Genomic DNA, 25173 nt, shown 5'->3' with positions numbered 1-25173 from the left:
ATGAATCCAGATCTTTCACCGGCCTCGAAGCAGCTGCGCGCGGAGCTGCGCGCCTACTTCGCCAAGATCATCAACGCCGACGACGCCCGCGACCTCGTGGACCAGACCGAGGGCGGCCCGACGTTCTCCCGGATCCTGAAACAGATGGGCGCCGACGGCTGGCTGGGCCTGGGCTGGCCCGAGGAATACGGCGGGCGGGGCGAGGACCCCGAAGCGCAGTTCGTGTTCTATGACGAAGTGATCCGCGCCAACGCGCCCCTGTCCCTGGTCAGCCTGAACACGGTTGCTCCCGCCCTGATGAAACACGGCACCCAGGAACAAAAGGAGTTCTTCCTCCCGCCGATCCTTGCCGGAGAGCTGATGTTCGCCATCGGCTACTCGGAGCCCGGTGCCGGCACCGACCTCGCCTCGCTGCGCACCACCGCGCGGATCGAGGGCGACGAGCTGGTCATCAACGGCAACAAGCTCTTCACCAGCGCCGCCATCTTTGCGGACTGGATCTGGCTGGCAGTGCGCACGGACCCCGATGCACCCCGGCACAAGGGTATTTCGGTAGTCATGGTGCCCACCACGGCCCCCGGATTTTCCGCCACCGAGATCCACACCGTGGGCGGCATCAGCACCGCCGCCACCTACTACGAGGATGTCCGGGTCCCGCTGAGCAACGTCGTCGGCGAACTCAACGAGGGCTGGCGGATGATCACCAACCAGCTCAATCATGAACGCGTTGCCCTGGCCGCACGCGGCGGCATCGCCAACGAGCTCTTCAGCCAGGTTCTGGACTGGGCCCGCACCGAACCGTACGGTGACGGACACGTCCTGGACCTGCCCTGGGTCCGCTCGACACTGGCGGAGGTTTACGCCCTGCTCTCAGCGGCGGAGCTGGTGAACCTTCGGCTCGTTGCCGATGTTTCCGCCGGCACGCTGGCCGGCGGAGACGCAGCCGCAGCGAAGGTGATTGGAACGGAAACAGTCGTGGAGGTTTACGGCAAACTGCAGGACGTGCTGGGTGTGGCAGGCCTGCTGCGCCCGGGATCCCGCGGTGCCGCCATCAGCGGCCGGGTCGAGACACTGGCCCGCCGCGCGCAGAACAATACCTTCGGTGGGGGCAGCAACGAGGTCCTGCGGGATCTTGTTGCCGCCAAGTCACTGGGAATGACCGTAGCGGTCCGCCGCCAAGAGAAGAAGGAAGAGGCACATGCAGTTCGAACTCGATGAGGATCTGCGCGAAGCAGCCCAGCTGGCGGAGGAAGTCTTCACGCAGATGGCCACCACCACGCGCGTGAGGGACGTCGAGCGCGAAGAAGGCGGGCACGACGACGCACTGTGGAAAGCCCTCGCGGAGACAGGAATCCTGGGGCTGGCACTGCCCGAAGAACACGGCGGTTCCGGTTTGGGCGTCCTCGGCCTGGTGGCGGTACTGGAGCAGCAGGGCCGGCGGGTTGCCCCGGTTCCCTTCGCCGCCGCCGTCGCCATGGCCGCGCTGCCCATCTCCTGCTGGGGAACGGACGCGCAGCGCGACCGCTGGCTGCCCGGATTCCTTGACGGATCGCTGTTGATTACCGGTGCCATTGACGCGGCCGTTGACGGAGACAACACTGTACGCGGCGAACGCGACGGCAGCGGGTGGCGGATCTCCGGCACCTTGCTGGCGGTCCCGGGTGCCGGTAATGCAGCTGCCCTGCTGGTGCCGGTGAAGACAGACGACGGCGTGATCGCCGTTATCCTGCCCGTGGACCGGGAGGGGGTCAGCCGCGAGAGCGTTTCCCTGACGAGTCACGGTGCGGCCGCCAGTGTTGTTCTGGATGCGGTGCATGTCGGTGACGACGAAGTGCTCACCGGCGGATCCATGCCGGTGCAGCAGGCACGCATGCTCGGACGCATCGCCCTGGCGGCAGTCCAGGCGGGAATCTGCGAAGAAGCCATCGCCATCACTGCGGCCTACACCTCCGAGCGCATCCAGTTCGACCGTCCGCTCTCGGCCAATCAGGCCGTCTCGGCCCGGGCTGCCGACGCACACCTTGATGCCGAGCGCATCAAGCTCACCACCCGCCGGGCCGCCTGGCTCGTTGACCGAGGCGACGACGGCGCGGAATCCGCGTCGCTCGTTGCGTCCTGGTGGGCGGCACACGGCGGCCTTCGTGTCGTGCTGGCGACCCAGCACCTGCACGGCGGCATGGGCGCGGACATCGATTACCAGATCCACCGCTACTTCCTGTGGGGACGGCAGAACGCCTATTCCCTGGGCAGCGCTCCGGCCCTGATGTCCGAACTCGGATCAATGCTGGAAACCGTACCGATGATCGGAACCCCGGCCTAACTCTCCTACACCTCCGGCCGGCTGCCGTGACAGGCACCGGCCGGGGGCTTAGGCGACCCGCAGGTCGATCTCGCCCGGCCGGGCGCCGTCGGCACCGAACACCAGATGCCGGTTGGCGATCTTGTCGGTGAAGAACCGGTCGTGGCTGACCACCACCACAGCTCCCGGGAAGTGCAGCAGCGCCCGTTCCATGACCTGGGTGCTGGAGAGGTCCAGGTGGTTGGTGGGCTCATCGAGCAGCAGCACGGAGGCGCCGGAAAGCAGGCACTGGGCCATGGCCACGCGTGCCTTTTGCCCGCCGGACAGATTGCCGATCTTCTGCTTCAGATCTGCTTCGGAAAACTGGAACATGGTGAGGAACCGGTTCACCGATTTCTTGGTGGCCGTCAGGGCCAGGCTGTCCGGCATGGCGTTGACCGAGTGCGTAACGGTGTCGCCGTCGTCCAGCTCCGCCAGCACCTGGTTGTAGGAAACCATCTTCGCCCCGTTCGCCCAGGCAACCTTGCCGGCGTCGGCCTTTTCCTCGCCCGTCAGCACACGCAGCAGCGTGGTCTTGCCGCTGCCGTTGGAACCGAGGACCACCAGCCGGTCGCCGCGGCGGATTTCAAAGCTCAGGTCCTGAAACAGCGTCCTGTCACCGTAGGACTTGGCCACGGACTCCACCCGGCACAGGTTGTCCTTGACGTGCAGACCGCCGTAAATCTCCGTGATGATCTGGTCCACCGGACGCGGAGCCCGGGCTTTCTTGATCTTGGCCAGCTTGCTGCCCAGGCCGTCGCTGCCGGCTTTTGCTGCTTCGCGCCGGTCGGAAATACCTTCCGCTTCAAACGCCAGCAGCTCGGACTCATGGACAAACTGGCTTTGCAGCGCCTTGAGCCGGAACTGCTTCTGGATCACGTATTCGCCGAAGTTTCCGGGGTACTCGTGCAGGTGGTAATTCTCCACCTCAATGATGCGGGTCACCACGGCGTCCAGGAACTTCCGGTCGTGGGAGACGACGACGGCGGCGCCCCGGAAATCGCGGAACCAGCCTTCCAGCCACTCCACGCCGGCAACGTCAAGGTAGTTGGTGGGTTCATCCAGCAGCAGCACATCCGGTGCTTGAAGCAGGATCTTGGCCAGGGCGGCACGGTTGCGCCAGCCGCCGGACAGGGCATCGATGGGACAGGTCCGGTGTGCTTCGCTGAACCCCAGCGTGGTCAGGGCGGCGTCGATCCGGCGCGGATAGTCCCAGCCGTCCAGCCGGTCCATGGTTTCGAACAGTTCGGACTGCCGGCGGATCAGCTTATCCAGCGCCTTGGGCTCGGGATCTGCGGCAATGGCCTCATCGATGGAGGCAAGCTCGGTTTCAGCGGCCTTAATCTCCACGAACAGGGCGTCCAGGACCTCGGTAATAGTGGATTCACCGTTGAGCTCGGAGAACTGGGAGAAGTAGCCAATTTTCAACCCCGTCTCTACGCTGACCGTGCCGGAGTCCGGCTGCACCTGTTCCAGGATCAGTTTCAGCAGGGTGGATTTACCCGAACCGTTTTTGCCGATCAGTCCCACCCGGTCCTTTGGTTCCAGCCGGAAGAACGCCTCACGCAGGATCTGTGTCTTGTCGAAGCCAACATTGACGTCCTGCAGCCGGATCAGGCTCATTCGGGGATTTCCTCTCGGGGTGGGAACTGGTGAACGGTGCCGGCGGCCGGATGGGACGCACGGCTGGTCTTGCATCCGTTGACCAGCCACTCATCTTATCTGTTGCGGACTCTCCCTGTTCGAAGCCCGGCCGCAGCGGCATACTGGACATTCCATGGCAGGTTCACCTTTACCGATTAAGAGAGGTGTTCGATGTCCGACGCGAAAACCCTTGTGTCCGGGCTGGGAATGGGCGAATCGGCACGCTGGCACGGCAGCGAACTGTGGTTTGCCGACTGGCTGGCCGGCACAATCTCCGCCCTCGACGCGGCGGGGAATGTCCGGCGGGTTACCGGCGTGCCGTCAACACCCATTTGCTTTGACTGGCTGCCGGACGGCCGGATGGCGGTGGTCTCCGGCAGCGATGCAGCCGTCCTGCTGGAGGTGCCGCATGCAGGCCTGGTCCCTCTGGCGGACCTGCACGGAATCTCCGAGTACCCGTGGAATGAAATCGCGGTGCATCCCGCGGGCAACATCTATGTCAACGGCATCGGCTACGACTATTCCGGGGAATCAGCCGACAACGGCGCCATTGCCCTCATCCGGCCGGACGGTTCCGTGGAACAGGTTGCCGGCGGCCTGGCCTTCCCCAACGGCATGCTGGTGAGCGGGGACGGCAGCACGCTGGTGGTGGCGGAGTCCAATGCCGGGCGCCTCACCGCGTTTCCTATCCGGGAAGACGGAAGCCTCGGCGCAGGCTCACTGTGGGCTGATCTTGCCGGCGGTGCTCCGGACGGTATTTGCTGGGACGGCACCGGCGGGATCTGGTTCGCCGAGGTCCCCGGGGAACGCTGTGTCCGGGTGGCCCAGGGCGGCTCGGTGCTCGAAACCATCCAACTGGACCAGGGCTGCTTCTCGTGCGCTGCAGGAGGTGAAGACGGCGGACTGCTGTTCATGATGACGGCGCAGTGGCCTCAGGCCATGGACCCGGCCGCCGAGCGCACCGGCCACGTCATGGGGTTGCGGGTGAAGTAACTGCGGACGAAGTAACTGCCGGGCCCGGATAGGGCCGCTGTTACGCTGGTTGCTGATCGCTCATTCAGCGACACATCACGCACGCAGAATACGGAGCAACGGCCATGACCGACACAGCACAGCGGCTGCTCTCCTCCGCCACTGCCGCCTTCGCCGCGAAAGGTTTCCACGGCACCACTACGCGGGACATCGCCTCCGGCGCCGGGGTGACCCCCGGAGCCGTCTACGTGCACCACAAGTCCAAGGAAGATCTGCTCTACTGCATTTCCAAGGTGGGGCATGAGAAGACCTTGGACTTGGTGCGGGCCAGCGCGGGCAGCTCGAAGGACGACAGCCCGGTGGACCGGATGGCAGTCCTGGTCCGGAACCTGGTGGAATGGCAGGCGGTCAACCACACCAGCTCCCGTGTAGTGAACTTCGAATTGCCGGCGCTGAGCACCGAGCATCTGGCCGAAGTCCTGCAGATGCGCCACCAGGTGGAGGATGAATTCCGCTCCATTGTTGACGACGGTTTGAAGCAAGGTGTGTTCAACGTTCCGGACGCAAACATGGCGGTGGTTACCCTGCTTTCCCTGTGCATCGATGTAGCACGCTGGTACCGCGGTGACGGACGGCTCAGCGCGGCAGAGATTGGTGAGCACCATAGCCTCATGGCTCTGCGGCTGCTCGGAGTCGACAACCTCTGAGGGATTCGAACTCCGAAACCTGTCCCCCGGTTGCACCCTTCCCGTCCTTGATGGGTTTTGAACGTGTTGGTGGTGCGGCAAGGGGGTGATTTTGTATGGGTTGCGGGGACTACGGCGCATATCCGGAAAATTTTATATGAGTGGATACTAGTGGATAGTAAAACTCCAAGCAGCGGATCCCAAAAGGCGCTCCACAAAAAAAGGAGGGCGGCGCTTCAGCGCCACCCTCCCGCTACTCCGCTCCCACTACGCCCCTCGCGGGCCGCCGGTTACGCGAACGCCGAGAACCCCGTGATATGCCTCCCCAGAATCAGGGACTGCATGCTGTCGGTGCCTTCATAGGTGAAGACCACCTCCATGTCCGTGAGGTGCCGGGCAACATGGTTTTCCAGCAGCAGTCCGTTGCCGCCCATAATGTCCCGCGCCTCCGAGCAGATCCACCGGCCCTGGCGTGCGGCAAACATCTTGGCCATGGAGGCCATGGGGCTGGTCATGCTTCCTTCATCGGCCAGCTCGTTGAGCCGGAAACACGTCAATTTGATGGCGGTCAGCTGTGCAAGCATGTTCGCCAGCTTGTTCTGCACCAGCTGGAACCGGCCAATTTCCTTTCCGAACTGCACACGCGTCTTGGCGTACGCCACGGCAATCTCGTAGGCCGCAACCGCATGCCCGAGCGCCTCCCACGCCACTCCCCCGCGGGTGGCCGCCAGCACTTTGTTGACGTCCTTGAACGAATTGCAGTTCTCCAACCGGTTTTCCGCCGGAATCCGCAGGTCCTCAATGGTGATATTCGGCTGCAGCACGGCGCGCTTGCCCATCTTGCCGGTAATCACTGTGGCGTTATAGCCGGCCGGATGGTTGCCCTCCCCGTCCTTTTCCATCACAAACGCCTTCACCGCACCGTCGGCTTCATCCCGGGCATAGATGATGACGACGTCGGCGAAGCTTGCGTTGCCGATCCACCGCTTGCTGCCGTTAAGGACGTATTCGTCCCCTTCTCGCCGCGCAGAGGTCTCCAGTGACACGGAATCTGAACCGTGTTCCGGCTCGGTCAGCGCAAAGGCGCCGATTTTTTCGAACCTCGCCATGGGCGGCAGCCAACGCTGCTTCTGTTCCTCGGAGCCCAGCATGTCGATGCTGCCCATGGCCAGGCCTGAATGCACACCAAAAAACGTGTTGATGGATCCGTCCCCGCGGGCCAGCTCAGCCGCTGCGGTGGAAGCGGCAAGCCGGGTCAGCCCGGGGCATCCGTGACCCTGGATGGTTCCGCCGGCAATATTCAGGGCCGCCAGTTTCGGGATCAACTCATACGGAACCTCAGCGCGCTCCCAGTAGTCATTGATGACCGGCAGAAGATCATTGTCCACAAAGGCGCGCACCCGGCGCTGGACATCCCGCGCCTGCTCATCGAGGAGGTTGTCCAAAAGGTACAGGTCACTGTCAACGTCCTGCACCGCGGTCGGATCGAAGCTGAAACCGGTCGCCTCCGGAGTTTCCACGGCTTCGCTCGGCTCAGTAATTTCCGGTTGGTTTGCAATTCCTGCGGTCATGTCGGCTCCGGCCTGTTGTTCGGCAACTAAATGATCGTTTAGTAACCGAGTATGTCCGCGGTGCAGGACCTCGTCAAGGGTGGCGCACTAGCTGGTGGAAGACACCCCGGCGAACAGGCGGCGTCCGGCAAGCTGCGCGCCTGCGCCCAGTGACTCGAGTTTCGCAGCGGCAATATCCGGATGGATCCGGCCGCCCAGACCGCAGTCGGTCCCGGCAATGACGTTCTCCCGGCCCACGAGCCCGGCAAAGCGTTCAATGCGCTGGGCTACCAGTTCCGGATGCTCCACCACGTTGGTGGCATGGGAAACGACGCCGGGAATCAGGACCTTGCCTTCCGGCAGCTGCCTGTCGCGCCAGATGGTCCATTCGTGCTCGTGCCGGGCATTGGCTGCTTCAAAGGAATAAACGCCGGCGTTGATGCCCAGGACCAGGTCCACGATGGCGCTGAACTCGATGTCGGTGGTGTGCGGTCCGTGCCAGGATCCCCAGCACACATGGAATCGGATCTGCTCCTCCGGCAGCCCGCGGAGGGCATAGTTCAAAGCCTCAACGCGGATTTGGGTGAACCGAAGGTAGTCTTCCACGCTTGGCTCGGGATTGATCTGGTCCCAGTTTTCGGCAATGGACGGATCATCGATCTGCACAACAAGACCGGCATCGACGATGGCCCTGTATTCCTCCCGAAGGACATCGGCCCACGCGTAGATGAATTCTTCTTCACTGCCGTAGTAGTCATTGCCGATGCGGCTGGCAGATCCGGGCGACAGCGCCGTAATAAATCCGGTGGGAAGATCGGCGGCTTCCAATCCTGATTTGAGGTTGTCAATGTCGCTGGCCAAGGCTGCGTGGCCGGTATAGCTGATGGGTCCGGTGGCTGTGGGAAACGAGGTGGCGTTCCTGCCCAGGTGAATTCCGCTTTCCGGATCCGAATAAGCTGCGGCGAATCGGGTCCAGTCCCTCCTGTCAGCGAACGACGTCAGCCGGACGTTTCCGGGTTCACTGCGCAGCGGACCGGCAGTGATGGGATTGAACTCGGTGAGTTCCAGACCTGCGGTGCGCTGGAAGCTGTATGTCCACCACGCCCCATAGTCCACCGCATTGGACATCGCCTTGCCGTATTCGCCGTCGCCCGGAATGGTTATGCCAAGATCCTTTTGCCGCTGCACCAGATCGATTACCGCTCCGGTAAGCAACCCGTCGAATTCGGAGGTTCGTTCCAGGGTGAACCCGTCGTCTGCGAAAGTGCGTGCGGCGTTGGCTGCAATCAGTTCCGGCGTCCGGGGCAAAGAGCCGGCGTGGGTGGTGGGAATGTGATCATGCGTCATGGGGCTTCCTTCCATCGTTCCTGCCGTTAGCACCTTTCCGAAAAGGAAGTTCCGGGGGAAGCTGCAGCGTCGCGGAGGCAGGTCTCTCAGCTGCTCTGGATGGTGTGGGTAAAGCTCTATCCACTGGCAACGCGTGGGGCGCCCCCTCCCCGGCGGGTGCCGGGTGCCGTGCGGAGGGGCTCACATCCCAGCATGCACGTGCAGGCAGCTAAATCCCAGTGGCGCGTTATATGACGCCCGGAAGCCGACATGTGGCGGAATGTTGCGCTGGTTTGGCGTCCGGACAGACCACGACTGGAAGCCACAGCAATGACCTCGGATCTGAATCAATGATCCGAGGTCCCTCCGGCGCAGCTCTGCGGAACTGCCCCAAACGTTCAGCTCTGGGCAGCGTTGTACGCGTCCCGGATTTCCTGGCTGATGCGGCCGCGCGCGCTTGGTTTATAGCCGTTTGCAACAGCCCATTCACGAATCATTCGGCTGTTGTCGCTGCGCGGCGCACTGTCGCGCCGGGAGCTGCGCCCGCTGGAACCGCCCCGCAGACGGCGTCCGCTGGAGATATAAGGGCTCAGCTTTTCCCGAAGCTCAGCCGCATGCTCCGACGTCAGGTCCACTTCATACTGGGCCCCGTCCAGGCCGACTTTCACCGTTTCCTGAGCGTCTTCACCGGTAAGGTCATCAATCAACAGAACTTGAGTTTTCTGAGCCACGTGGTTTCTCTCTTTTCCGCTAATTCTGGACCACCCCTGCCAATCAGTTTAGTCAATCGGCTTCCCGGGAATAGGCTGCCGGGCACATTTTGCTTTCAACAGGCACAAGTAATTCTTCGCGGCGGTTTCAATGCCCCGGGCGATTCGGTCAGAGTATGCGTAAAACGGATTCCGTCCCCTTGCTTTGCACAACGGCATCCGCGGCCCGGAATGCCCGGGTCCTGCACTGCGCGGGCGTTTAGTGGATGGTCACGCCGGCGGGCAGTTCATTGGTGGGCCAGCGCACAAAGAAGGACGCAGCCAGGGCCACCAGCGAGATGACCGCACCCCAGAAGAATGCAGTGTGCACACCGGCCGCAGCGGCCGGAATGCCCGCCATTCCATCGTTGACCGCAGCCGTGGTTCCGGTGGTCATGAGGGTGATGAAGACTGCTGTGCCCGCGGCACCGGCCAGCTGCTGAAGCGTATTGATGATCGCACTGCCGTGGGAGTAGAGCGATTTGTCCAGGGAGCCCAGGGCCGAGGTGAACAGTGGCGTGAAGATGAAACCCAGGCCGGCGTTGAGCAGGCAGTGGAGCACGATTACTACGGGCACGGGGCTGGACTCGTCCAGCGTAGTCATGCCCCACAGCGCGCCGCTGAGCACCAGTGCACCGGGGATCACCAGCGGGCGGGGACCAAACTTGTCGAAAAGTCCCCCAACAATGGGGGAAAGGATCGCCATGACGGCACCGCCGGGCAGGAGCAGCAGACCGGTGTTCAACGTGCTGAGGCCCAGGACATTCTGCAAATAGAGCGGAAGAACAATCAGACAGCCGAACAGGGCCATCATGCTGACCAGAACCAGGACTATGGCGACGACAAAGGGCTTGCTGGCGAAGGTGCGAAGGTCCATCAGGGCACGGTCCGTGCGCTGGAGTACCAGCTGGCGGAAAACAAATCCGGCCATGGCCAGGACCCCAATGGTCAGGGGAATCCACAGCGGCATCAGGGCCTCGCCCTGGGCGGCTTCGCCGATGCTGCTCAGGCCAAAGATCAGCCCGCCGAAGGCCAGAGTGGACAGCACGATAGAGAGCGCATCAAAGGGAACCTTCTTGGGTTCGGTCAGGTTTTGCACCTTCAGTGCACCCACCACGAGGGAGAGCACCGCGATCGGCAGAACCAGCCAGAACATCCAGCGCCAGTCCAGGGCATTGAGGATGATGCCTGAAACGGTGGGGCCAATGGCGGGGGCGACGGCGATGACGATGGAAATGGTGCCCATCATGCGTCCGCGCCGGTGGGCCGGGACGGCGTTTAGCACCGTGGTCATCAGCAGCGGCAGCATGATGGCGGTGCCGCCGGCCTGAATGATGCGGCCGCAAAGCAGCGTTCCGAACCCCGGGGCCAGTGCCGCGAGCAGTGTTCCCGCGCTGAAGAGCGACATGGCGGTCATGAAGAGGCCGCGCATGGAGAACCGCTGGAGCAGGAACCCGGTGGCGGGGATGACCACGGCCATGGTCAGCATGAACCCGGTGGTTAGCCACTGGGCCGTACCGGCGGTGATATTCAGATCAGCCATCAGGCGCGGCAGTGCAACGCTCATGATGGTTTCATTCAGGATTACCACGAAGGACGAGACGAGCAGCAACCCGATCACGGTCTTGGTGCGCGGGTCCAGGGCGTCGGGTGCGGCCGGTTTACGGCTTTTCGATGCGGTGGACGACGGCGGCGCGGAAGTGGCGACGGAAGACGGGTTATTACTCAAAAGGGTGGAGTCCTGTTCACGGTGTTGGGCGTTTAAAGCGGGTCTGGCCAGGGGTGCAATCCTATGCGGGCCCCTACGGGGACCCGCAATCGGACGCAACCGGCCCCTCGGCTGGATTATTCCCGCACCTGCCGCAGTGCGGCACGTGTGGCCACGGCGATGGAGCCCAGCCCAAGTGCCGTCGTCGTCCCTGCCAGTGCGAGGAATACCCCCGGAACAATGGTGGGAACAGGCTGCCCGGAAACGTTGAAAGCGATGCCGATCAGCGGCGGCAGGGCGAGCAGGCTTCCCAGCAAAACCGCGGTTGCCACCATCAGCGCCGCCTCCACGCCGGTCATACGCCGCAGTTGCCGGTCCGTGGCCCCCAGCGCACGCAGCAGCATGAGCTCCGGGCGCCGGCGGGCGGTGGCCATGACCAAGCTGTTGACCACGGACAGACCGACATATCCCAGCAGGACCAGCAGGCCAACAACGGAAATCCAGGACTCGGAACTTCGTTCGGCAGCCCCGGCAGCACCCAGCGCGTCACGGTCCAGCATCGTCAGCCCCAGGTCTTCCATGGCGGCACTCAGCCCGCCGGTATCCGCACCGGAGTCCGCAGTGATCAGCACATAGTCGTTGAGTCCCGAGGTGGTGTGTTCCCGCAGGGTTCCGTTGTCGATGGCCAGATCACCGAATCCCAGTCCCCGCTCATAGGTTGCAACAACGACGGCGGCGGCCTCGGTACCGTCCCCATAGTGGAAGGAAAATTCTTCGCCCACCCTGGTGCCTGAGGACCGGGCCAGGTCTTCACTGAGCGCTACGGTGCCGGGCTCTGCCAGCCTTTCCAGTGAACCCTCACGGGTGCCCAGATCCAGCGTTGAAAACAGGTCCTGTTCGCCCAGCCCTGAGATCATGTACGCCTCCACGGTGTCTTCCATCCCCAGGAAGGTGGTTTGCGCGAGAACCGCGGACCTGGCTACGGGTGTTGCGGCCTGCACGCCCGGCACTGCCGCAATCCGTGCGGCAAGATCCGCGGAGATACCGGCGGGTGCGGAGACCAGATAATCGGCCGTGATTGAATCACGGGACTGCTGCGCCGCTTCGGCCTCCACCGTGGGCGCCATGAATAACTGGACAGACCCCAGGGCCACCGCCAGAGCCAGCGGAACCATGCCGGCTGCCAGCCTCCGGGGAAAGGCAGCAGTATTGGCCTCGGCCAGCACCATGGAAGCGGATGGGCTGCGCCGAAGCAGCGGCCGTACCGCTTGGAGGACACCAGCCACAATCCGGGGGCCCAGGACTCCCGCCGCGGTGATCAGCAGCAAGGCGCTTCCCGCGGCCGCCGTCAGGCCTGCCAGTCCGGGAACGGCCAGCGGTGTGAGTGCTGCAACCAGACCGGCGCCCAGCAGGACCAGTCCGGTAATGGTCCGCCGCCGACCCAGTGCCTGGTTTTCGGTGACAGCTTCACGCAGGGCCGTGGTCGGTGTCGCCCGTACGGCTCCGCGGGCAGCCACGAGCGAGGCTCCGGCAGCGGCAGCGACGCTCAACACCATGGCCGCGAGCGCCGGGAGCGGACTGTAGGCCAGGGCAAAGTCTGCGGAAATAATTCCGCCGGTTGTAAATTGCCGTGCCAGCAGCTGTGCAAGCCAGAATCCGGGCAGTGTGCCCAGGAGCGCGGCGACTCCCGCGACGAGCACCACTTCGCGCAGAATCAGCCCCAGGGTCTGTCGGGTTCCGGCGCCGACTGCACGCAGGAGCGCGAACTCCCGGCGGCGCGACATGATGGACAGGGACAGGGTTCCCGCCGTGACAAAGACAGCTGTCATGACCGCCGTCCCGGCCAGGGACGCGCTGAGCAGCAGCAACATGGACCGGCCGGCGGCACCGCCTAAGGCCTCCGCATCTCCGCGGCGCTCTCCGGTGTAGCCGACGACGCCGTCCACTTCCGTTTCGATGGCGGCTGCCAGTTCCCGGTGGTCAGCGCCGGGTTCCGCGATCACCCCAACTGTGGTGACGGCATCCCCGTGCGGCCACAGGGCTTCCGCGCCGGAGGAACTGAGGAAAGCTGCGGGTTCGCCGGACACGGCGCCCTTGCTCCCGGAACTCCCACCAGCTGCGACGGTACCGGTCACGGTGTACTGAGCGGACTCTCCCCCGTGGGACAGTTCAATGCTGGACCCCGGTCCTGTCCCAAAGGAGCCGTCCAGCACTACCTCGTCCGCTGCCTGCGGAGCCCGGCCGGACACCAGCGTGTAGGGTGCCAGCGCCGCCGAATCCCACGCGGCTGCCTCGATACGCTGCCCGCCTCCGGTAGCCAGCGGGATGCTAACGTTCCCTACCGCCCGCTCCACCCCGGGCACCGAAGCAATTTCGGCCACCTTGTCTTTGGGAAGCAGCACGCGCTCGGGAAAGGGCACGGCAATATCCTCAGGCACGGGCATGGACTGCGGAGCTCCGATGACAACGTCGGCACCGGCCAGGCGCTGCGGAGCGGTACCGCCGCGCAGTCCCGATTCGATGAGGACCCCCATGGCGGTCATCAGCCCCGCGCACAGGAACACGGCAACAAAGACACCGGCAAAACCGCCGCGGTTGTGCCGGATGGATGACAGAGCAAGTGCAAACATGTTCACCGCTCCCCCAGGTAGGCCACACGCTCGGTGATGTCCCGGACGCTGGCATTGGCCATACTGCCGTCCAGCTGCCCGTCGGCGAGGAAAAGGACGTTGTCCGCCGAACAGGCCGCCGCCGGATCATGGGTCACCATAACCACGGTTTGGCCAAGATCGGTCACCGTGTGCCGCAGCAGGTCCAGGACCTGCCGGGCGGCGGCGGAATCCAGGGCACCGGTGGGCTCGTCCGCGAAGACGGCCTCCGGGCGGGTAATCAGGGCCCGTGCGATTGCTGCCCTCTGCTGCTGTCCGCCGGACAGTTCCTGCGGCTTCCGCTCATCGAGCCCGGTCAGTCCCACAGCTTCCAGAACGTACTTGAGCCAGTCCCGTTCCACGCTGCGCCCGCCCAGCAGCAGCGGCAGGGTCACGTTGCGGACGACGGAAAGTTGGGGCAGCAGGTTGTAGGACTGGAACACAAACCCGACGTGGTCGCGGCGGAAAGCCGGCAAGGCCCTCCTGCGCAGGCGGGACATGTCAGTGGATCCCAGCAGCACCCGTCCGCTGTCCGGGGTGTCCAGTCCGGCGGCGCACTGCAGCAGCGTGCTCTTACCGGAACCGGAGGGTCCCATGACGGCGGTAAAGGTTCCGGCCGGCACCGACAGGGAGACCTCCCGCAGGGCCGGAACGCGGGCGTTCCCGGTGCGGTAGCTCTTGGACACGCTCTCCAGCCGCAGAGCAACCGGTCCGGGGATTTCACTGGCATCGGTGTACATGGGGAATGATCCTTCTCTCGGGGTCCAGCGGCCGGTTGCCGCTGCGTTTTCGCTGTCTACGACGCTACGGAGAAGGTGTTCCCGGTCCGATACGGCCAGCACCCCAATCGGAGGTATAGCTGGCTATACCCCCGCTGGAACCGGAGCAGGGCATAATCGAGCAGGTGAAGCTTCCTGCCCGTGCCAGCCTGGAGACCCGTCTGAGCGCTGTTCGTTTCCTCCTGCGTGAGGCGATGTCCTGGCCCGCCTCACTGGGAGTCCTTGTAGCCGCCGTCGTCCTGCTTCCGTTCCTGCCCCTGGGCGTGGGCTTGTATCCCGTTCCCCGCCTTTTGGCAGCCCTGAACCTGCTGGCGTCCCGGGCGCAGGCCCGTGCGGCCGCCTACAGCTGTGCCGTCGTGCCCTTTGACCGCCGCCGACTGGAGGACAGATATACCTTCGGGGAGCTGGCGGTGCTGGTGAGTGCGCCCGAAACGAAGCGCGACGTGTCCTGGCTGTTGTTCCACGGGGCTTTCGCCCTGCTGTCCGGCTGCCTGGCCGTGGCGCTGCCGCTGGCCGCGGTGCTCTACGTATGCGCGGCGCCGTTATGGATGCTGTTTCCCCCGGCGACGCCGCTTGAGCTGGCCTTTCCGGTGACCAGCTGGCCTGCGGCAGGAGCCACCGTCCTGCTGGGCCTGATCTACGGATATGCAGCCTGGCTGCTGCCTCCGTGGCTGGCGCGGCGGCTCAGCGGCGGGACGCTGGCCATTCTTTCGCCCCGCCGGTACGACGAGCTCTCCCGCAGGATCCAGGATCTGTCCGCTGCCCGTGCCAGCGCTCTGACCGCCCATGCCGCTGAGTTGCGCCGAATCGAAAGGGAACTGCACGACGGCGCCCAGAACCGGCTGGTGGGCGTGGTGATGATGCTCGGGCTGGCCCAGCGCGCAGCGGAGAGCGATCCCGCCGCCGCAGCGCCGTTCATCAGCCGCGCCCAGGACGCCGCCACCGAGGCACTGGCCGGTCTGCGCGAGGCCGTGCACGATATCTACCCGCCCATCCTTGATGAGCTGGGCCTGGGCGGAGCTGCTTCAGCACTGACCAGCCGCTCTCCCATTCCGTGCTCCCTGGACGTGCACGGCCTGCTGCGCGCTCCTGCGGCAGTGGAATCAGCTGCTTACTTTGTGCTGGCTGAGGCGCTAACCAATGCGGCGAAGCATTCGAATGCGTCGCGAATCGAGGTGGTCCTGCGCACGGAGGCCATACCGCGCGAAGATGTACTGGTGATCCGGGTGACCGACGACGGCGACGGCGGGGCTGCAGTTCCGACGTATGGTGCGGTGCCCGGTGCCCCTGCCGGTCCCGGCCCCGGCAGGGGCACCGGGCTGGCGGGAATTGCCCGCCGGGCCTCCGCTTTTGGCGGCAAGCTGATCCTCAACAGTCCGCAGGGCGGACCAACCGAGCTAAGGGTGGAACTACCATGCGCCTTCTGATCGCCGAAGATGATGCCCTTCTGCGCGCCGGACTGGAGCTGTTGCTGAAGGGCGAGGGTTTCGAGGTGGTCGGCTCGGCCGACAACGCTGAGGACCTGCTCGCCGCCTTTGAGCCGGGGAGCGCAGACGGTGCGGTCCTCGATGTCCGGATGCCGCCGTCGTTCACTAATGAGGGGCTGCGCGCCGCGCTGGACCTGCGATCGCTGGTACCGGACTTTCCGGTCCTGGTCCTGTCCTCCTATGTGGAGGACAGATATGCCAGCCGGCTCCTGGCCTCCGGTGCGCAGGGCGTGGGCTACCTGCTGAAGGAACGCGTGGGCAAGGTGGGCGATTTCGTGGACGGCCTGAGGCGTGTCCTGGCCGGCGGAACGGTGATGGACCCGGAAGTCATTGCCCAGCTCTTCAGCCGCCGCGGCACGCAGGACCCGGTGAGGTCGCTGACTCCGCGGGAGTTCCAAGTGCTGGGGCTGGTGGCCGAAGGACTCGGCAACACTGCCATTGCCCACGCCATTTGCGTTTCCGAAACCGCCGTCAGCAAGCACATCGGTAATATCTTCGCGAAACTCGGTCTTTCTCCGTCTGACAGCGGCCACCGCCGGGTTCTGGCCACTTTGGCGTACCTTCGGTCCTAATTGCCTGGGATTTACGGAAAGCATTTGCTGACCCAAGCATTTTTTCTCCTGTGCACCCCGCCGGCACTCTGGACAAACGTGTCATCGGACTGTACCGCTGATCCTTCCCTCCAGTCCGCTGCTGCACAGCGAACAGGACAGGTAGGCTAAAGAGTGCCCCGGTCCCGGTTGATGTATACCCGGTCCGGCAAGATGACGAGGAAGAGATGAATATGCCAGAGCTTCAAGGGAACGATCCCGACAGTATTCGCCAAGAATTCGGTTACCTCACCGTCGCGGAAATCCTGCAGCTCTGTGCCACCCAGAAGATCCTGGACCCTTCATCCACATTGATTTCCCGCAAAGCACAGCTGGGCGAGGGTAACGTGTTTTATCCCGGAACAGTTATTGCCGTCGACGAACAGAGTTTCTGCGTCATTGGAGACCGGAACATCTTCTATCCTGGTACTTTCCTGTCTGCGGTGGACGGCGGAATGCTTCTGCTCGGCTCCGAAATCGCCCTGGGGCCGGGCGGCGTCCAGCTCACGGCGGGCCGGTCGGATGCTGTTGCAGTGGGCGACCGCGCCCGGCTCACCAATGGTGCCGTCGTGACGGGAAGGTCAGTGCTCGGCTCCGGATCGCAGATCGTTGGCGCCATCCGTGCAGAGTCAGTGGTACTGGCCGACGGCGGGGACCATGCCTCGCTGCCGGCCGAGAAGCGCGGTTCAGTGCTGAAGGGATCCGGTGTGGCCCGCGGGCTCCGGCTTGCACCCGGTGACCTGGTGCATGGATTCGGGGAGTTGACCTCCGCCACGCTCGAGCGCCAGACGGATTCGCCTGCCTAACGGTCTCCGGCGGGCTGATCGCGGGGATCCGACGGCTCTCCATACCCCCCGGTTTCCGGGGGCTTGGCGGCCTATTGTGCCACCGGCCACCTATACCATGCAGCGGCGCCACTCACGCGCCCGTGCGACCTTCGTTACTAAATAGTTATCTTCTCGTAATCGGCTTGTACTGTTGATGCCAAGCCGTTACCTGAAACGGCGCCCTTGACTTGTTACCTAGCTCTGCCGCTGGTCAAGGTCCACAGATTTCACACTTCGGCAGAGGCGGGGGAACCACTTACGGGTTCCTTGAATCCTTGGGGTTAAGTCAGCCGAGGTTTCTTCGGCGGACCGGATGACTCCCATCCGCATCCGACAGCTCACCTCGCAGGTATCGGGAGAGGTAACTCTAATGTTGAACAATACTCGTGGACGCCACCGTGCCGGAAATATCGGACTGTTGGCCGCAATCGCAAACACCGCAAGCAGCAAGGCCCGCACCGTGGGCAGCGCCGCTGCAGTCATGGCGGCAGGCTCCGGTCTGGTGCTGAGCATGGCCGGCCCCGCCTCGGCAGGCGTCATCGCAAACGACTCAACCGAGTCTTACAGCGCTCCTGCGGCTGTCGCCGCACCCGTGGAAACTCCGGCACCCGCCGCAGTCTCCACCGCGTCAACTCACGTTGTCCAGTCGGGCGACACCCTGAGTGCAATTTCAGCCACCTACGGCGTCAGCCTGGACACCGTCCTGGCGCTGAACGGCCTTTCGCTGGAATCCATCATCTACCCCGGTGACGTCATCACGTATGCCGGAGGCGCTGTTGCTGAGGTAGCTGAAGCTGCCTACGCCGCACCCGCCGAAGCTGCCTACGCCGCACCCGCCGAAGCTGCCTACGCTGCACCGGCTGAGGCCGTCTACACCGCACCGGCTGAAGCCAGCCCGGCCGCAGCCGACTTCAGCACCTTCAGCACCCCGGCGTCCTCCGTGACCCCGGTTGCTTCCACGGGTGCAGCTGTCACCGGCACGAACTCCATCATGCTGAACTCCGCCTACGCCCAGATGGGTGCCGCCCAGGACTGCACCGTCCTGGTGGAGGTTGCCCTCCGGGCAGCCGGCTACTCGGTGGGCGACCTGGCACCGGCACAGCTGGCTGCTTACGGAACCCCGGTTTCTGACCCCCAGCCCGGCGACATCATCTACTACGCCGACGGCGGCATGGGCCTTGCCCACATCGCCATCTACATTGGTGACGGCCAGGCCATCCACAGCGGATGGAACGGCAACCAGACTGTCCAGCAGAGCGCCAACGTCGGTTCCGGCGCTGTCTACTACCGCGTAGCGTAATCACGCAGCAGTAGCTCCTAATGGGGCGCAGGAAGCGAACGGACCTGCGCCCCGATAAAGGTAAGAGAACGCCCGGCCAATTGGCCGGGCGTTCTCTTTTTGGTTAGGGCACGCACCCGGTTGGGGTGCGCCGGTGGACTGAAAAGTCAGGCCGCGGGCTCGTTCTCAGTGTTTTCGCTTCCATCGTTCCCGCCGTCTTCATGGTGGTCACCGTCGCTGTGTCGGTCCCTGGCCGGGCGGTCTTCGTCCGGGGTGCCACCGTCGAACTTGCCATCGTGATGGCGCCCGGCGTGCCCGCGTTCCGGTGCATCCTCGGTGGTGCCGTCCTCGGTGGAACCGTCGTCGGTGCCCTCCTCAGCGCCCTTCTTGTCTCCGTTGTCCGGCTCCTGTCCGTCGCCCTGGGCTTCATTGTCGTCGCCACGCATCTTGTGGTCGCCGTCAGGCATACCCTTTTCCGGCTTCGAATCAGAGTCCTGGTCCGTGTCCGGGGCCTGCTGGTTTTCCTGCTGTTCGGTCACTGACGCCTGTTCCTGGTCAACACTGTTGTCACCAGTGGCCAGTCCGGCAAAGAAGGCACCAACCAGCAGTGCCAGACCTCCCACGACACCAAGAATCCAGCCGAGCGGGCCCCTGACCTTGTCCCGGAAAGCCATTGTGTTTACTCACCTCCAATAGTGGTTTACCTACACAACTATTTTCGGAGCTGATTCTTCGAGGATTCTTAGACTTCCACGGCTCTCTGGGTTCCGCTGCTCAGAACGGGGAATGCTCCCGGGCTGCCGGAAGCCGCACCTCCAGCACACCTCCGGACCCATTCACCGCCGGCAGGGCCTGGACGCTGCCGCCATACCGTGCCGCAATTTCCGCCACGAGGGCCAGTCCCAAACCGTAATGCCGTGGTCCCGGCGTTTCTTCAGCCCTGTCGCGGGCCGAAGCAAACCGTTCGAAGGCGTGCCGGCTGAAACCGGGAGGAAAGCCAGGTCCGTCGTCGGACACACGAATGACCGCTTCTCCGCCGCTTTTTCGAACCGAGAAGCGCACCTGTGAACGGGCATAGTCCAAGGCGTTGGCGCCGAGCGCAGTGAACACCCGCTGCAGCGCGAACTGTCCGCCGCGCACCAGCACCTGCGGCTCGGGGGCTTCAAGTTCCAGTGTCAATCCCCGCCGATGAGCCGCGGGTTCCAGGGAGTTGACGGTGGAGCCGGCCAGCGACACCAGGTTTACCTCCTCCAACGGTCCCGATTGGCGGGGATCAGCAGACATCAGCAAATCTTCGAGGATTCCGTTGAGCACCTTGGTGTCATCCACCACCTCGTCGGCAGCGTGGACGGCTTCCTCGATGGACTTCGGCGCATCCGGTTCCGCGGCCAGCCGACGGCGCAGCATCTGTGCGCGCATGCTCAGGAGTGTGAGCGGTGTCCTCAATTCATGGCTGGCATCGGCGACAAAGCGCCGCTGCAGGGCCAGGGCTTCGGCCATCGGACGCATGGCGGCCCGTGCCGCCCAGGCCGAAAGTGCACCGGCGGCAAGCCCCGCCGCCAGAACCGACACCACCAGCGCCAGAGCCAGGCGGCGCAGCTGTTCGGTGGCCGCCCGTGTGTCGACGGCAGCCTGCACCACATCGCCGCCGCGGCGGGCAGTAAGGACTTCATAGCTGCGGTCCCCGGCGGTTACCGTGTCCCGGCGGGACTCCCCGGTTCTTGCCACTTCAGCCAGCGCCTCTTCGTCCGGCAGACCCGAGGGCATGTTGCGGGACACGGCCAGCCGGCCGTCGTCGTACACGGCCAAAAACACATCCAGCGGAGCTTCCCGCGGAGAGTCGGACTCCACAGCCGAAATGAGGGTTTGCTCCGCAGCGCTCCGGGTCTGGGCGGACACGAGTCCGTACACGAGAACGCCGGCCAAACCCAGCAGCACCACGGTCAGTGCCGTGAACTGTACCGCCAGCCGCAGCGCGGCCCGCCGCAGTTCAGTGTCCTCCAAGCTGCGCGGTTTCCCGCTCAACGGCCGCCGAACCCTCATGACCTGGCACCGAGCCGATAACCGATTCCCCGCACCGTCAGCACTGCCTGCCTGCCCAGCTTGCGCCGAAGGTAATGCACATATGTGTCCACCACCCCGTCGTCGTCCGCTTCCGGAAAGACTGCGCTCAGCAGGTCAGCCCGCGGAAACACCTGACCGGGCCGGCGGGCCAGGTGTTCCAGCAGCGCACTCTCCCGGTCCGAGAGCACCACCACTTCCCCGGCGTCGGTTGTTACCGTGCGGCCCGCGGTATCGAAAACTCCGCCGGGCACGGACAGGACGGGAACACGGGCGATGTTCCGGCGCCGCAGCGCCCGAAGGCGGGCCAGCAGCTCGTCGATGTCAAAGGGCTTCGCCAGGTAGTCTTCGGCTCCGCGGTCCAGCCCCTCGACGCGGTCCGCGGGGTTGCCCAGGGCGGACAGGACCAGGGCCGGTGTCAGGATCCCGCGGCTGCGGAGCCGCGACAGCACATCCAGTCCCTCGATCGCGGGCAGCCCGCGGTCCAGAAGCAGAACGTCGAAGGGGTGGGTCAGGCCCTCGTGGAGTGCGCGCTGCCCGTCAAAAGCCAGGGTCACGGCGTAGCCCTCCGATTCCAGGAGGTCCGCCAGCATCCGGGACAGCTGCCGGTCATCTTCCACGACGAGAATCCGGGGTCGGTCCGTCATGCCGAAAGTCTATTGGCCGGGCGCCCGACGGGCCCGGGGTCAGCTCGGGTTTGGGTACCCGTGGCCCTCGATTGCTGCTGAATCGTTCGCTGTGGAGGACGCCTGCGTTCCCCTTTGGTGCGTGGTAAGCAGGACGACGACGACGGCGACCACCGCGCCGATGGTGGTTTCCACCGCCCGGTCAATGGTCAGTTCCCAGACCGGCTGAGTGGACACAAAGCTGCCCATCAGCAGGGCCACAGGGGTCAGGAACACCATGGCCAGCGCATAGTGCCGGATCACGTAGATCTCACCGGCAAACTGCAGCAGGGTCAGCAGGACGGCCAGCTGCACCGGGGTCCAGTCCGGCTGGAGCAGCAGTGCGGAGAGCAGCACTCCGGCGTAGGTTCCCAGGATGAAATGTGCCGCCCGCAGCGGAGCACGTGCCGCGTTCACGGCAGCAATCGGGGCGCATGCGGCCAGCATCGCCCAGTAGCTGTGTCCGGGTCCAACCAGTACGGCAAGGGAACCGGCCGCCGCCACAGCGGTGACGTATCTGCCCGAATGCTGCAGGATCGCTGGCCAATCCGGCGGCGCCACGGACGGTCGGTGCCACAGCGGGCTGTGGCGGCGCGCGTGGGCACGGCCGGCGATGCCCAGGACCATTGCCGTCACCGCGCCGCCTCCTGCGGCCAGGGCAGCTTCACTTACGGCTCCAGTAAAGGGGGCAGCGGCAGTTGCGGTGAAAGCAAAAATATAAGTGAACGGGCCGGCGGGCCGGACCCGCAGATAATCGGCGGCAACGGAAATGATGCCGGCGATGACTGTCGCGGCTGCAACGACTTCCCAGTCGCCTCGTCCGGCCAGGGACATCCAGACGCCTGCAACCACGGTCAGGATCATGAGTACCCCGGACTGTGATTGATGCCGGAGCCGGCGCCAGTGGGGTTCACTGCGGCCAAAGACTCCGGTCAGCGAACCGAAGATGGCGCACATGGTCAGGTCCGTGCGGCCGAGCAGAATCAGCACCAGCAACGGAACCAGAAGGCCAGCGGCTACCCGAACTGCCGGAAATCGGTGGCCACGGCCTGCCGGGACCGCCAGGAAATCTCGAATTGCCACCCAACCAGCCTATGAGCGGACTTGACCGCAGCCGCGGAGTCACCCACGTGATACCCGTCGCAGCTACATCCTTGCCTTCGTTTTTGCCGTGGCCTTCGCCGACCAGGGATCCTCGGGCCAGGGATGTTTGGGATATCTGCCGCGCATCTGTGCCCGGACCTGCTGATAAGGCCCGGCCCAGAATGAGGCCAGGTCATCCGTTACGGCAAGGGGCTGGCGTGCCGGTGAGAGCAGGTGGAACAGCACCGGCACCCTGCCATTCACCAGCCGCGGGGTTTCTGCCCAGCCGAAGCACTCCTGCAGCTTGACTGCCACCACCGGGCGGCCGTCGTCGTCGGGGTCCGGATAAGTGATCCGCACATGGGAGCCGCTGGGAACGGCGAGCCGCTCCGGTGCAAGCTCGGCCAACTGTGAGGCCTCGGGCCAGGGCAGCAGCCGGCGCAGCGGCTCGGTAAGATCGATGCCGTTCACGGAGGCACCGGCGGCCAGGGCGTTCAGTTCCGGTGCCAGCCAGTCCTCCAGCCTGGCCAACAGCGCCGGCTCCGAAACATCCGGCCACGGCTCCCCCAGCTCCCGGCGGATCAGGGCCATGCGGCGACGGAGGGAATCCGCGGCGGGAGAAAACCCGATGACGCCGAGGCCCTCCGATGCCAGGGCACGTGCCACTGCCGGTTTCCCTTCCTCAGCCGACGGGCGGACGGGCGTTGAGGACAACACGATCGCTCCCAGCCTGCGTTCCCGCCGCGCCGTGACGCGGCCGGACACAAAGCGTGCCTCCACCGTGTCCGTGAGCAGGTGCCGTGCCGCAGAGGCAGCAGCTTCCTCGCTCAACGGAGCGGCGGAACGGATCACGGCTCCCGTTCCTGCCGCGTCCCGGCCTTGGGCGCGGGTCACTTCGGCAACTGCCAGCCATTCATGGCCTGTCAGCGGGCTTCCGGCCGGCAAGCCGGCACGTGTCCCGGAGGAGAGCAGATAGCGCTCAGGTCCTTCTCCGGGCACCCGGCGGGCGATGCGGTCCGGAAACGCGAGCCCGATCACGAAGCCAACGGCGTCGGTGGCTGCCACATCAAGAGATTCTTTACGGCGCGCTGCTTCTTCACGCCGGGCGTCACGCCGGGCGATGGACTCCATGCGCCGCACGTCCTCCGACCAGCGTCTCTCCCCGGGATCCCGTCCCAAGCGCAGGGCGGCGAGAAGGCGTGTGAGGTCGGCGCCCGGAGCGCGGTGGTCTCCGGAAACCAGGGCCACGGTCTCTGCCGCCGCGCGAACGCCAACAACACCGGATCCGTCCAGCAGGGCCCGCGCCAAGCGGGGATCGGCGGGTATTCCTGCCAGCGTTTTACCCATCGGGGTGACGGCGCCGGAGGTTTCCACGGCACCAAGATCCCGCAGCACGGTTTGAGCATCTTCCATGGCCCTATGCGGCGGTGCATCCGGCAGTGCCAATCCTTCACCGCCCGGCGCGCCCCAGCAGGCCAGGACCAGAGCTGCAGCCGTCAGGTCTGCAACGGAGATCTCAGGTGTCTGGTGTGCCGGCGCGGCTCCGAAGGTTCGTTCGTCATAGCACCGGACAACGCGTCCCGGTCCCTGGCGGGCGGCACGTCCGGCGCGCTGTTCAGCGGATGCCCGGGAGCAGGAAACGGTCACCAATCCCGACATGCCGCGTGCCGCGTCCCGGCGCGGTTCCCGTGCCAATCCGGAATCGATGACCAGCCGGACCCCAGGGACTGTTAGGGAGGATTCAGCCAGGCTGGTGGAGACGATGATTCGCGGCTTGCCACCGGCTGACCTCCCCGAGACGGCCCGATCCTGTTCCCGCGGGTCAATCTGCCCGTGCAGCTCCAGCACCTCGGTTCCGGCTCCGGCGCTACTGCGGATGCGTGCGGCCACATGGGAGACTTCCCAGGCGCCAGGTACGAAGACGAGGGCGTCGGCCTCCGGATTTCCGGCCAGCAGTTCGCTGTGTGCAGTGGCCGCCGTATCAGCCACGTGATGCAGGAAACTACGGGTCACTCCGTGCTCGTCCAGACGCAGGGACGGCGCCGGCGCCCACCGAACGTCCAGCGGATACAGTGCCGAGGCGCAGCCGACGACGGGAACCGGGCCGGCCCCGTCTCTCTCACTTCCATCCCCGCTGCCAATCAGCGCAGCAAAGCGGGGTGCATCCAAGGTCGCCGACATGGCGACCAGAGTCAGGTCATCGCGCAGTTGCCGGACTTCGGTGAGCATGCCCAGCAACAGGTCTGTTTCCAACCCGCGCTCGTGCACTTCATCAAGGACGACGGCGGATGTTCCTTCCAGCCCCGGGTCAGCGAGCAGCCGGCGCAGCAGGATGCCGGGGGTCACGAACTCGATGATGGTTTCCGGGCTGGTGTGGCTTTCTCCCCGCACTGTGTAACCGATCCGGGCACCAACACGGCTGTTGTCCAAAGCAGCGAGCCGGCGCGCGGCCGAACGCGCCGCCACCCGGCGCGGCTGCGTTACGACGATTCGCTGAGGCCTTTCGGCGGTGGCCGCCGGAGCGGCGCTCCCTTCGCCGGCGCTCTCCTGCAAGACCAGGAGATTGGCGAGCAACGGAGGAACCAATGTGGTCTTGCCGGTTCCCGGCGGGGCCTGCACCACGGCGGCGTTCTTCCCGTTTCCGGGGTCCAGGGCCGCCGCCAGATCCGGGAGCGCCTCGGCAAAGACCAGCCCCGCGCCGATGCGCTCCAGGTTGAAGGGAGCCTTGGCCAGAACGTTTGAACGGTCCGGATTGCCGGTTGAATGCTGTGTGCTCACCGG

The 25173-nt window shown here is 64.9% G+C and carries 20 protein-coding genes and 1 riboswitch; of the genes, 8 read left to right on the top strand and 12 right to left on the bottom strand.

Features of this window, described 5'->3' with window-relative positions; all coding sequences use genetic code 11:
* Together CXQ89_RS08865 and CXQ89_RS08860 are read left to right on the top strand one after the other, a co-directional pair.
* Nucleotides 1-1218 (top strand): acyl-CoA dehydrogenase family protein, encoded by a 1218-nt coding sequence (locus CXQ89_RS08865; protein ID WP_104161005.1) that lies wholly within the window; start codon nt 1-3, stop codon nt 1216-1218.
* A complete protein-coding gene (locus CXQ89_RS08860; RefSeq protein ID WP_104161004.1) occupies nt 1199-2320 on the top strand; it encodes an acyl-CoA dehydrogenase family protein in 1122 nt (373 codons plus the stop codon). Before CXQ89_RS08865 ends, CXQ89_RS08860 begins: the two co-directional genes overlap by 20 nt.
* Before the next feature lie 48 nt (nt 2321-2368).
* On the opposite strand, the gene CXQ89_RS08855 is transcribed toward CXQ89_RS08860, so the two are convergent.
* Nucleotides 2369-3961 carry an ABC-F family ATP-binding cassette domain-containing protein gene (locus CXQ89_RS08855; RefSeq protein ID WP_104161003.1) on the bottom strand — a complete coding sequence of 531 codons (1593 nt, stop codon included), beginning with the start codon at nt 3959-3961 and terminating at the stop codon, nt 2369-2371.
* Between the two features lie 192 nt (nt 3962-4153).
* Between CXQ89_RS08855 and CXQ89_RS08850 the strand changes: the two genes are divergently transcribed.
* Entirely contained in the window at nt 4154-4975 is an 822-nt protein-coding gene (locus CXQ89_RS08850) for an SMP-30/gluconolactonase/LRE family protein (RefSeq protein ID WP_104161002.1), read from the top strand.
* 104 nt (nt 4976-5079) lie between these two features.
* A complete protein-coding gene (locus CXQ89_RS08845) occupies nt 5080-5661 on the top strand; it encodes a TetR/AcrR family transcriptional regulator (RefSeq protein ID WP_104161001.1) in 582 nt (193 codons plus the stop codon).
* A gap of 269 nt (nt 5662-5930) precedes the next feature.
* Here the strand turns inward: CXQ89_RS08845 and CXQ89_RS08840 are convergent, their stop codons facing one another.
* The 6 genes from CXQ89_RS08840 to CXQ89_RS08815 form a co-directional block, all read right to left on the bottom strand.
* Nucleotides 5931-7211: an acyl-CoA dehydrogenase family protein gene (locus CXQ89_RS08840; RefSeq protein ID WP_104161000.1), complete on the bottom strand. Its 1281-nt coding sequence runs from the start codon at nt 7209-7211 to the stop codon at nt 5931-5933.
* Between the two features lie 87 nt (nt 7212-7298).
* A complete protein-coding gene (locus CXQ89_RS08835) occupies nt 7299-8537 on the bottom strand; it encodes a cobalamin-independent methionine synthase II family protein (RefSeq protein WP_104160999.1) in 1239 nt (412 codons plus the stop codon).
* Nucleotides 8538-8914: 377 nt separating this feature from the next.
* Nucleotides 8915-9247, bottom strand: coding sequence for an Lsr2 family protein (locus CXQ89_RS08830; RefSeq protein WP_104054379.1), 333 nt, complete (start codon nt 9245-9247; stop codon nt 8915-8917).
* Between the two features lie 238 nt (nt 9248-9485).
* The gene (locus CXQ89_RS08825) at nt 9486-10994 is read right to left on the bottom strand and encodes an MDR family MFS transporter (protein ID WP_104160998.1); all 1509 of its coding nucleotides are present in this window, start codon (nt 10992-10994) and stop codon (nt 9486-9488) included.
* A gap of 116 nt (nt 10995-11110) precedes the next feature.
* Complete coding sequence (locus tag CXQ89_RS08820; RefSeq protein WP_104160997.1) at nt 11111-13603, bottom strand: FtsX-like permease family protein; 2493 nt, start codon at nt 13601-13603, stop codon at nt 11111-11113.
* Nucleotides 13604-13605: 2 nt separating this feature from the next.
* Nucleotides 13606-14361 (bottom strand): ABC transporter ATP-binding protein, encoded by a 756-nt coding sequence (locus CXQ89_RS08815; RefSeq protein WP_104160996.1) that lies wholly within the window; start codon nt 14359-14361, stop codon nt 13606-13608.
* 164 nt (nt 14362-14525) lie between these two features.
* On the opposite strand from CXQ89_RS08815, the gene CXQ89_RS08810 reads away from it, so the two are divergent.
* The 4 genes from CXQ89_RS08810 (at nt 14526) to CXQ89_RS08795 (ending at nt 18604) form a co-directional block, all read left to right on the top strand.
* Complete coding sequence (locus tag CXQ89_RS08810; protein WP_219815585.1) at nt 14526-15827, top strand: histidine kinase; 1302 nt, start codon at nt 14526-14528, stop codon at nt 15825-15827.
* Nucleotides 15815-16459, top strand: coding sequence for a response regulator transcription factor (locus CXQ89_RS08805; RefSeq protein ID WP_104160995.1), 645 nt, complete (start codon nt 15815-15817; stop codon nt 16457-16459). The genes CXQ89_RS08810 and CXQ89_RS08805 overlap by 13 nt, the downstream gene beginning before the upstream one ends.
* Before the next feature lie 212 nt (nt 16460-16671).
* Entirely contained in the window at nt 16672-17283 is a 612-nt protein-coding gene (locus CXQ89_RS08800) for a hypothetical protein (protein ID WP_104160994.1), read from the top strand.
* A gap of 236 nt (nt 17284-17519) precedes the next feature.
* A riboswitch (cyclic di-AMP (ydaO/yuaA leader) is annotated at nt 17520-17670 on the top strand.
* Nucleotides 17671-17722: 52 nt separating this feature from the next.
* Entirely contained in the window at nt 17723-18604 is an 882-nt protein-coding gene (locus tag CXQ89_RS08795) for a LysM peptidoglycan-binding domain-containing C40 family peptidase (RefSeq protein ID WP_258059992.1), read from the top strand.
* A 146-nt stretch (nt 18605-18750) separates the two neighbouring features.
* On the opposite strand, the gene CXQ89_RS08790 is transcribed toward CXQ89_RS08795, so the two are convergent.
* The 5 genes from CXQ89_RS08790 to hrpB all read right to left on the bottom strand — a co-directional run bounded on the left by CXQ89_RS08790 (nt 18751) and on the right by hrpB (nt 25170).
* Nucleotides 18751-19257: a hypothetical protein gene (locus CXQ89_RS08790; RefSeq protein WP_104160993.1), complete on the bottom strand. Its 507-nt coding sequence runs from the start codon at nt 19255-19257 to the stop codon at nt 18751-18753.
* 100 nt (nt 19258-19357) lie between these two features.
* Nucleotides 19358-20608, bottom strand: coding sequence for a HAMP domain-containing sensor histidine kinase (locus CXQ89_RS08785; protein ID WP_181032275.1), 1251 nt, complete (start codon nt 20606-20608; stop codon nt 19358-19360).
* 14 nt (nt 20609-20622) lie between these two features.
* Entirely contained in the window at nt 20623-21291 is a 669-nt protein-coding gene (locus CXQ89_RS08780; protein WP_181032274.1) for a response regulator transcription factor, read from the bottom strand.
* A gap of 39 nt (nt 21292-21330) precedes the next feature.
* Nucleotides 21331-22392, bottom strand: coding sequence for an FUSC family protein (locus CXQ89_RS08775; RefSeq protein WP_146067219.1), 1062 nt, complete (start codon nt 22390-22392; stop codon nt 21331-21333).
* Between the two features lie 63 nt (nt 22393-22455).
* Nucleotides 22456-25170 carry an ATP-dependent helicase HrpB gene (gene hrpB / locus CXQ89_RS08770; RefSeq protein ID WP_258059991.1) on the bottom strand — a complete coding sequence of 905 codons (2715 nt, stop codon included), beginning with the start codon at nt 25168-25170 and terminating at the stop codon, nt 22456-22458.
* Between the last annotated feature and the right edge of the window lie 3 nt (nt 25171-25173).

The organism is Arthrobacter sp. ZGTC212 (genome assembly GCF_002929255.1).
In the GTDB taxonomy this organism is placed as follows: Bacteria; Actinomycetota; Actinomycetes; order Actinomycetales; family Micrococcaceae; genus Arthrobacter_B; species Arthrobacter_B sunyaminii.
Note: the sequence above shows the minus strand (reverse complement) of the source record. Positions and strands in the feature narration are given on the sequence as shown.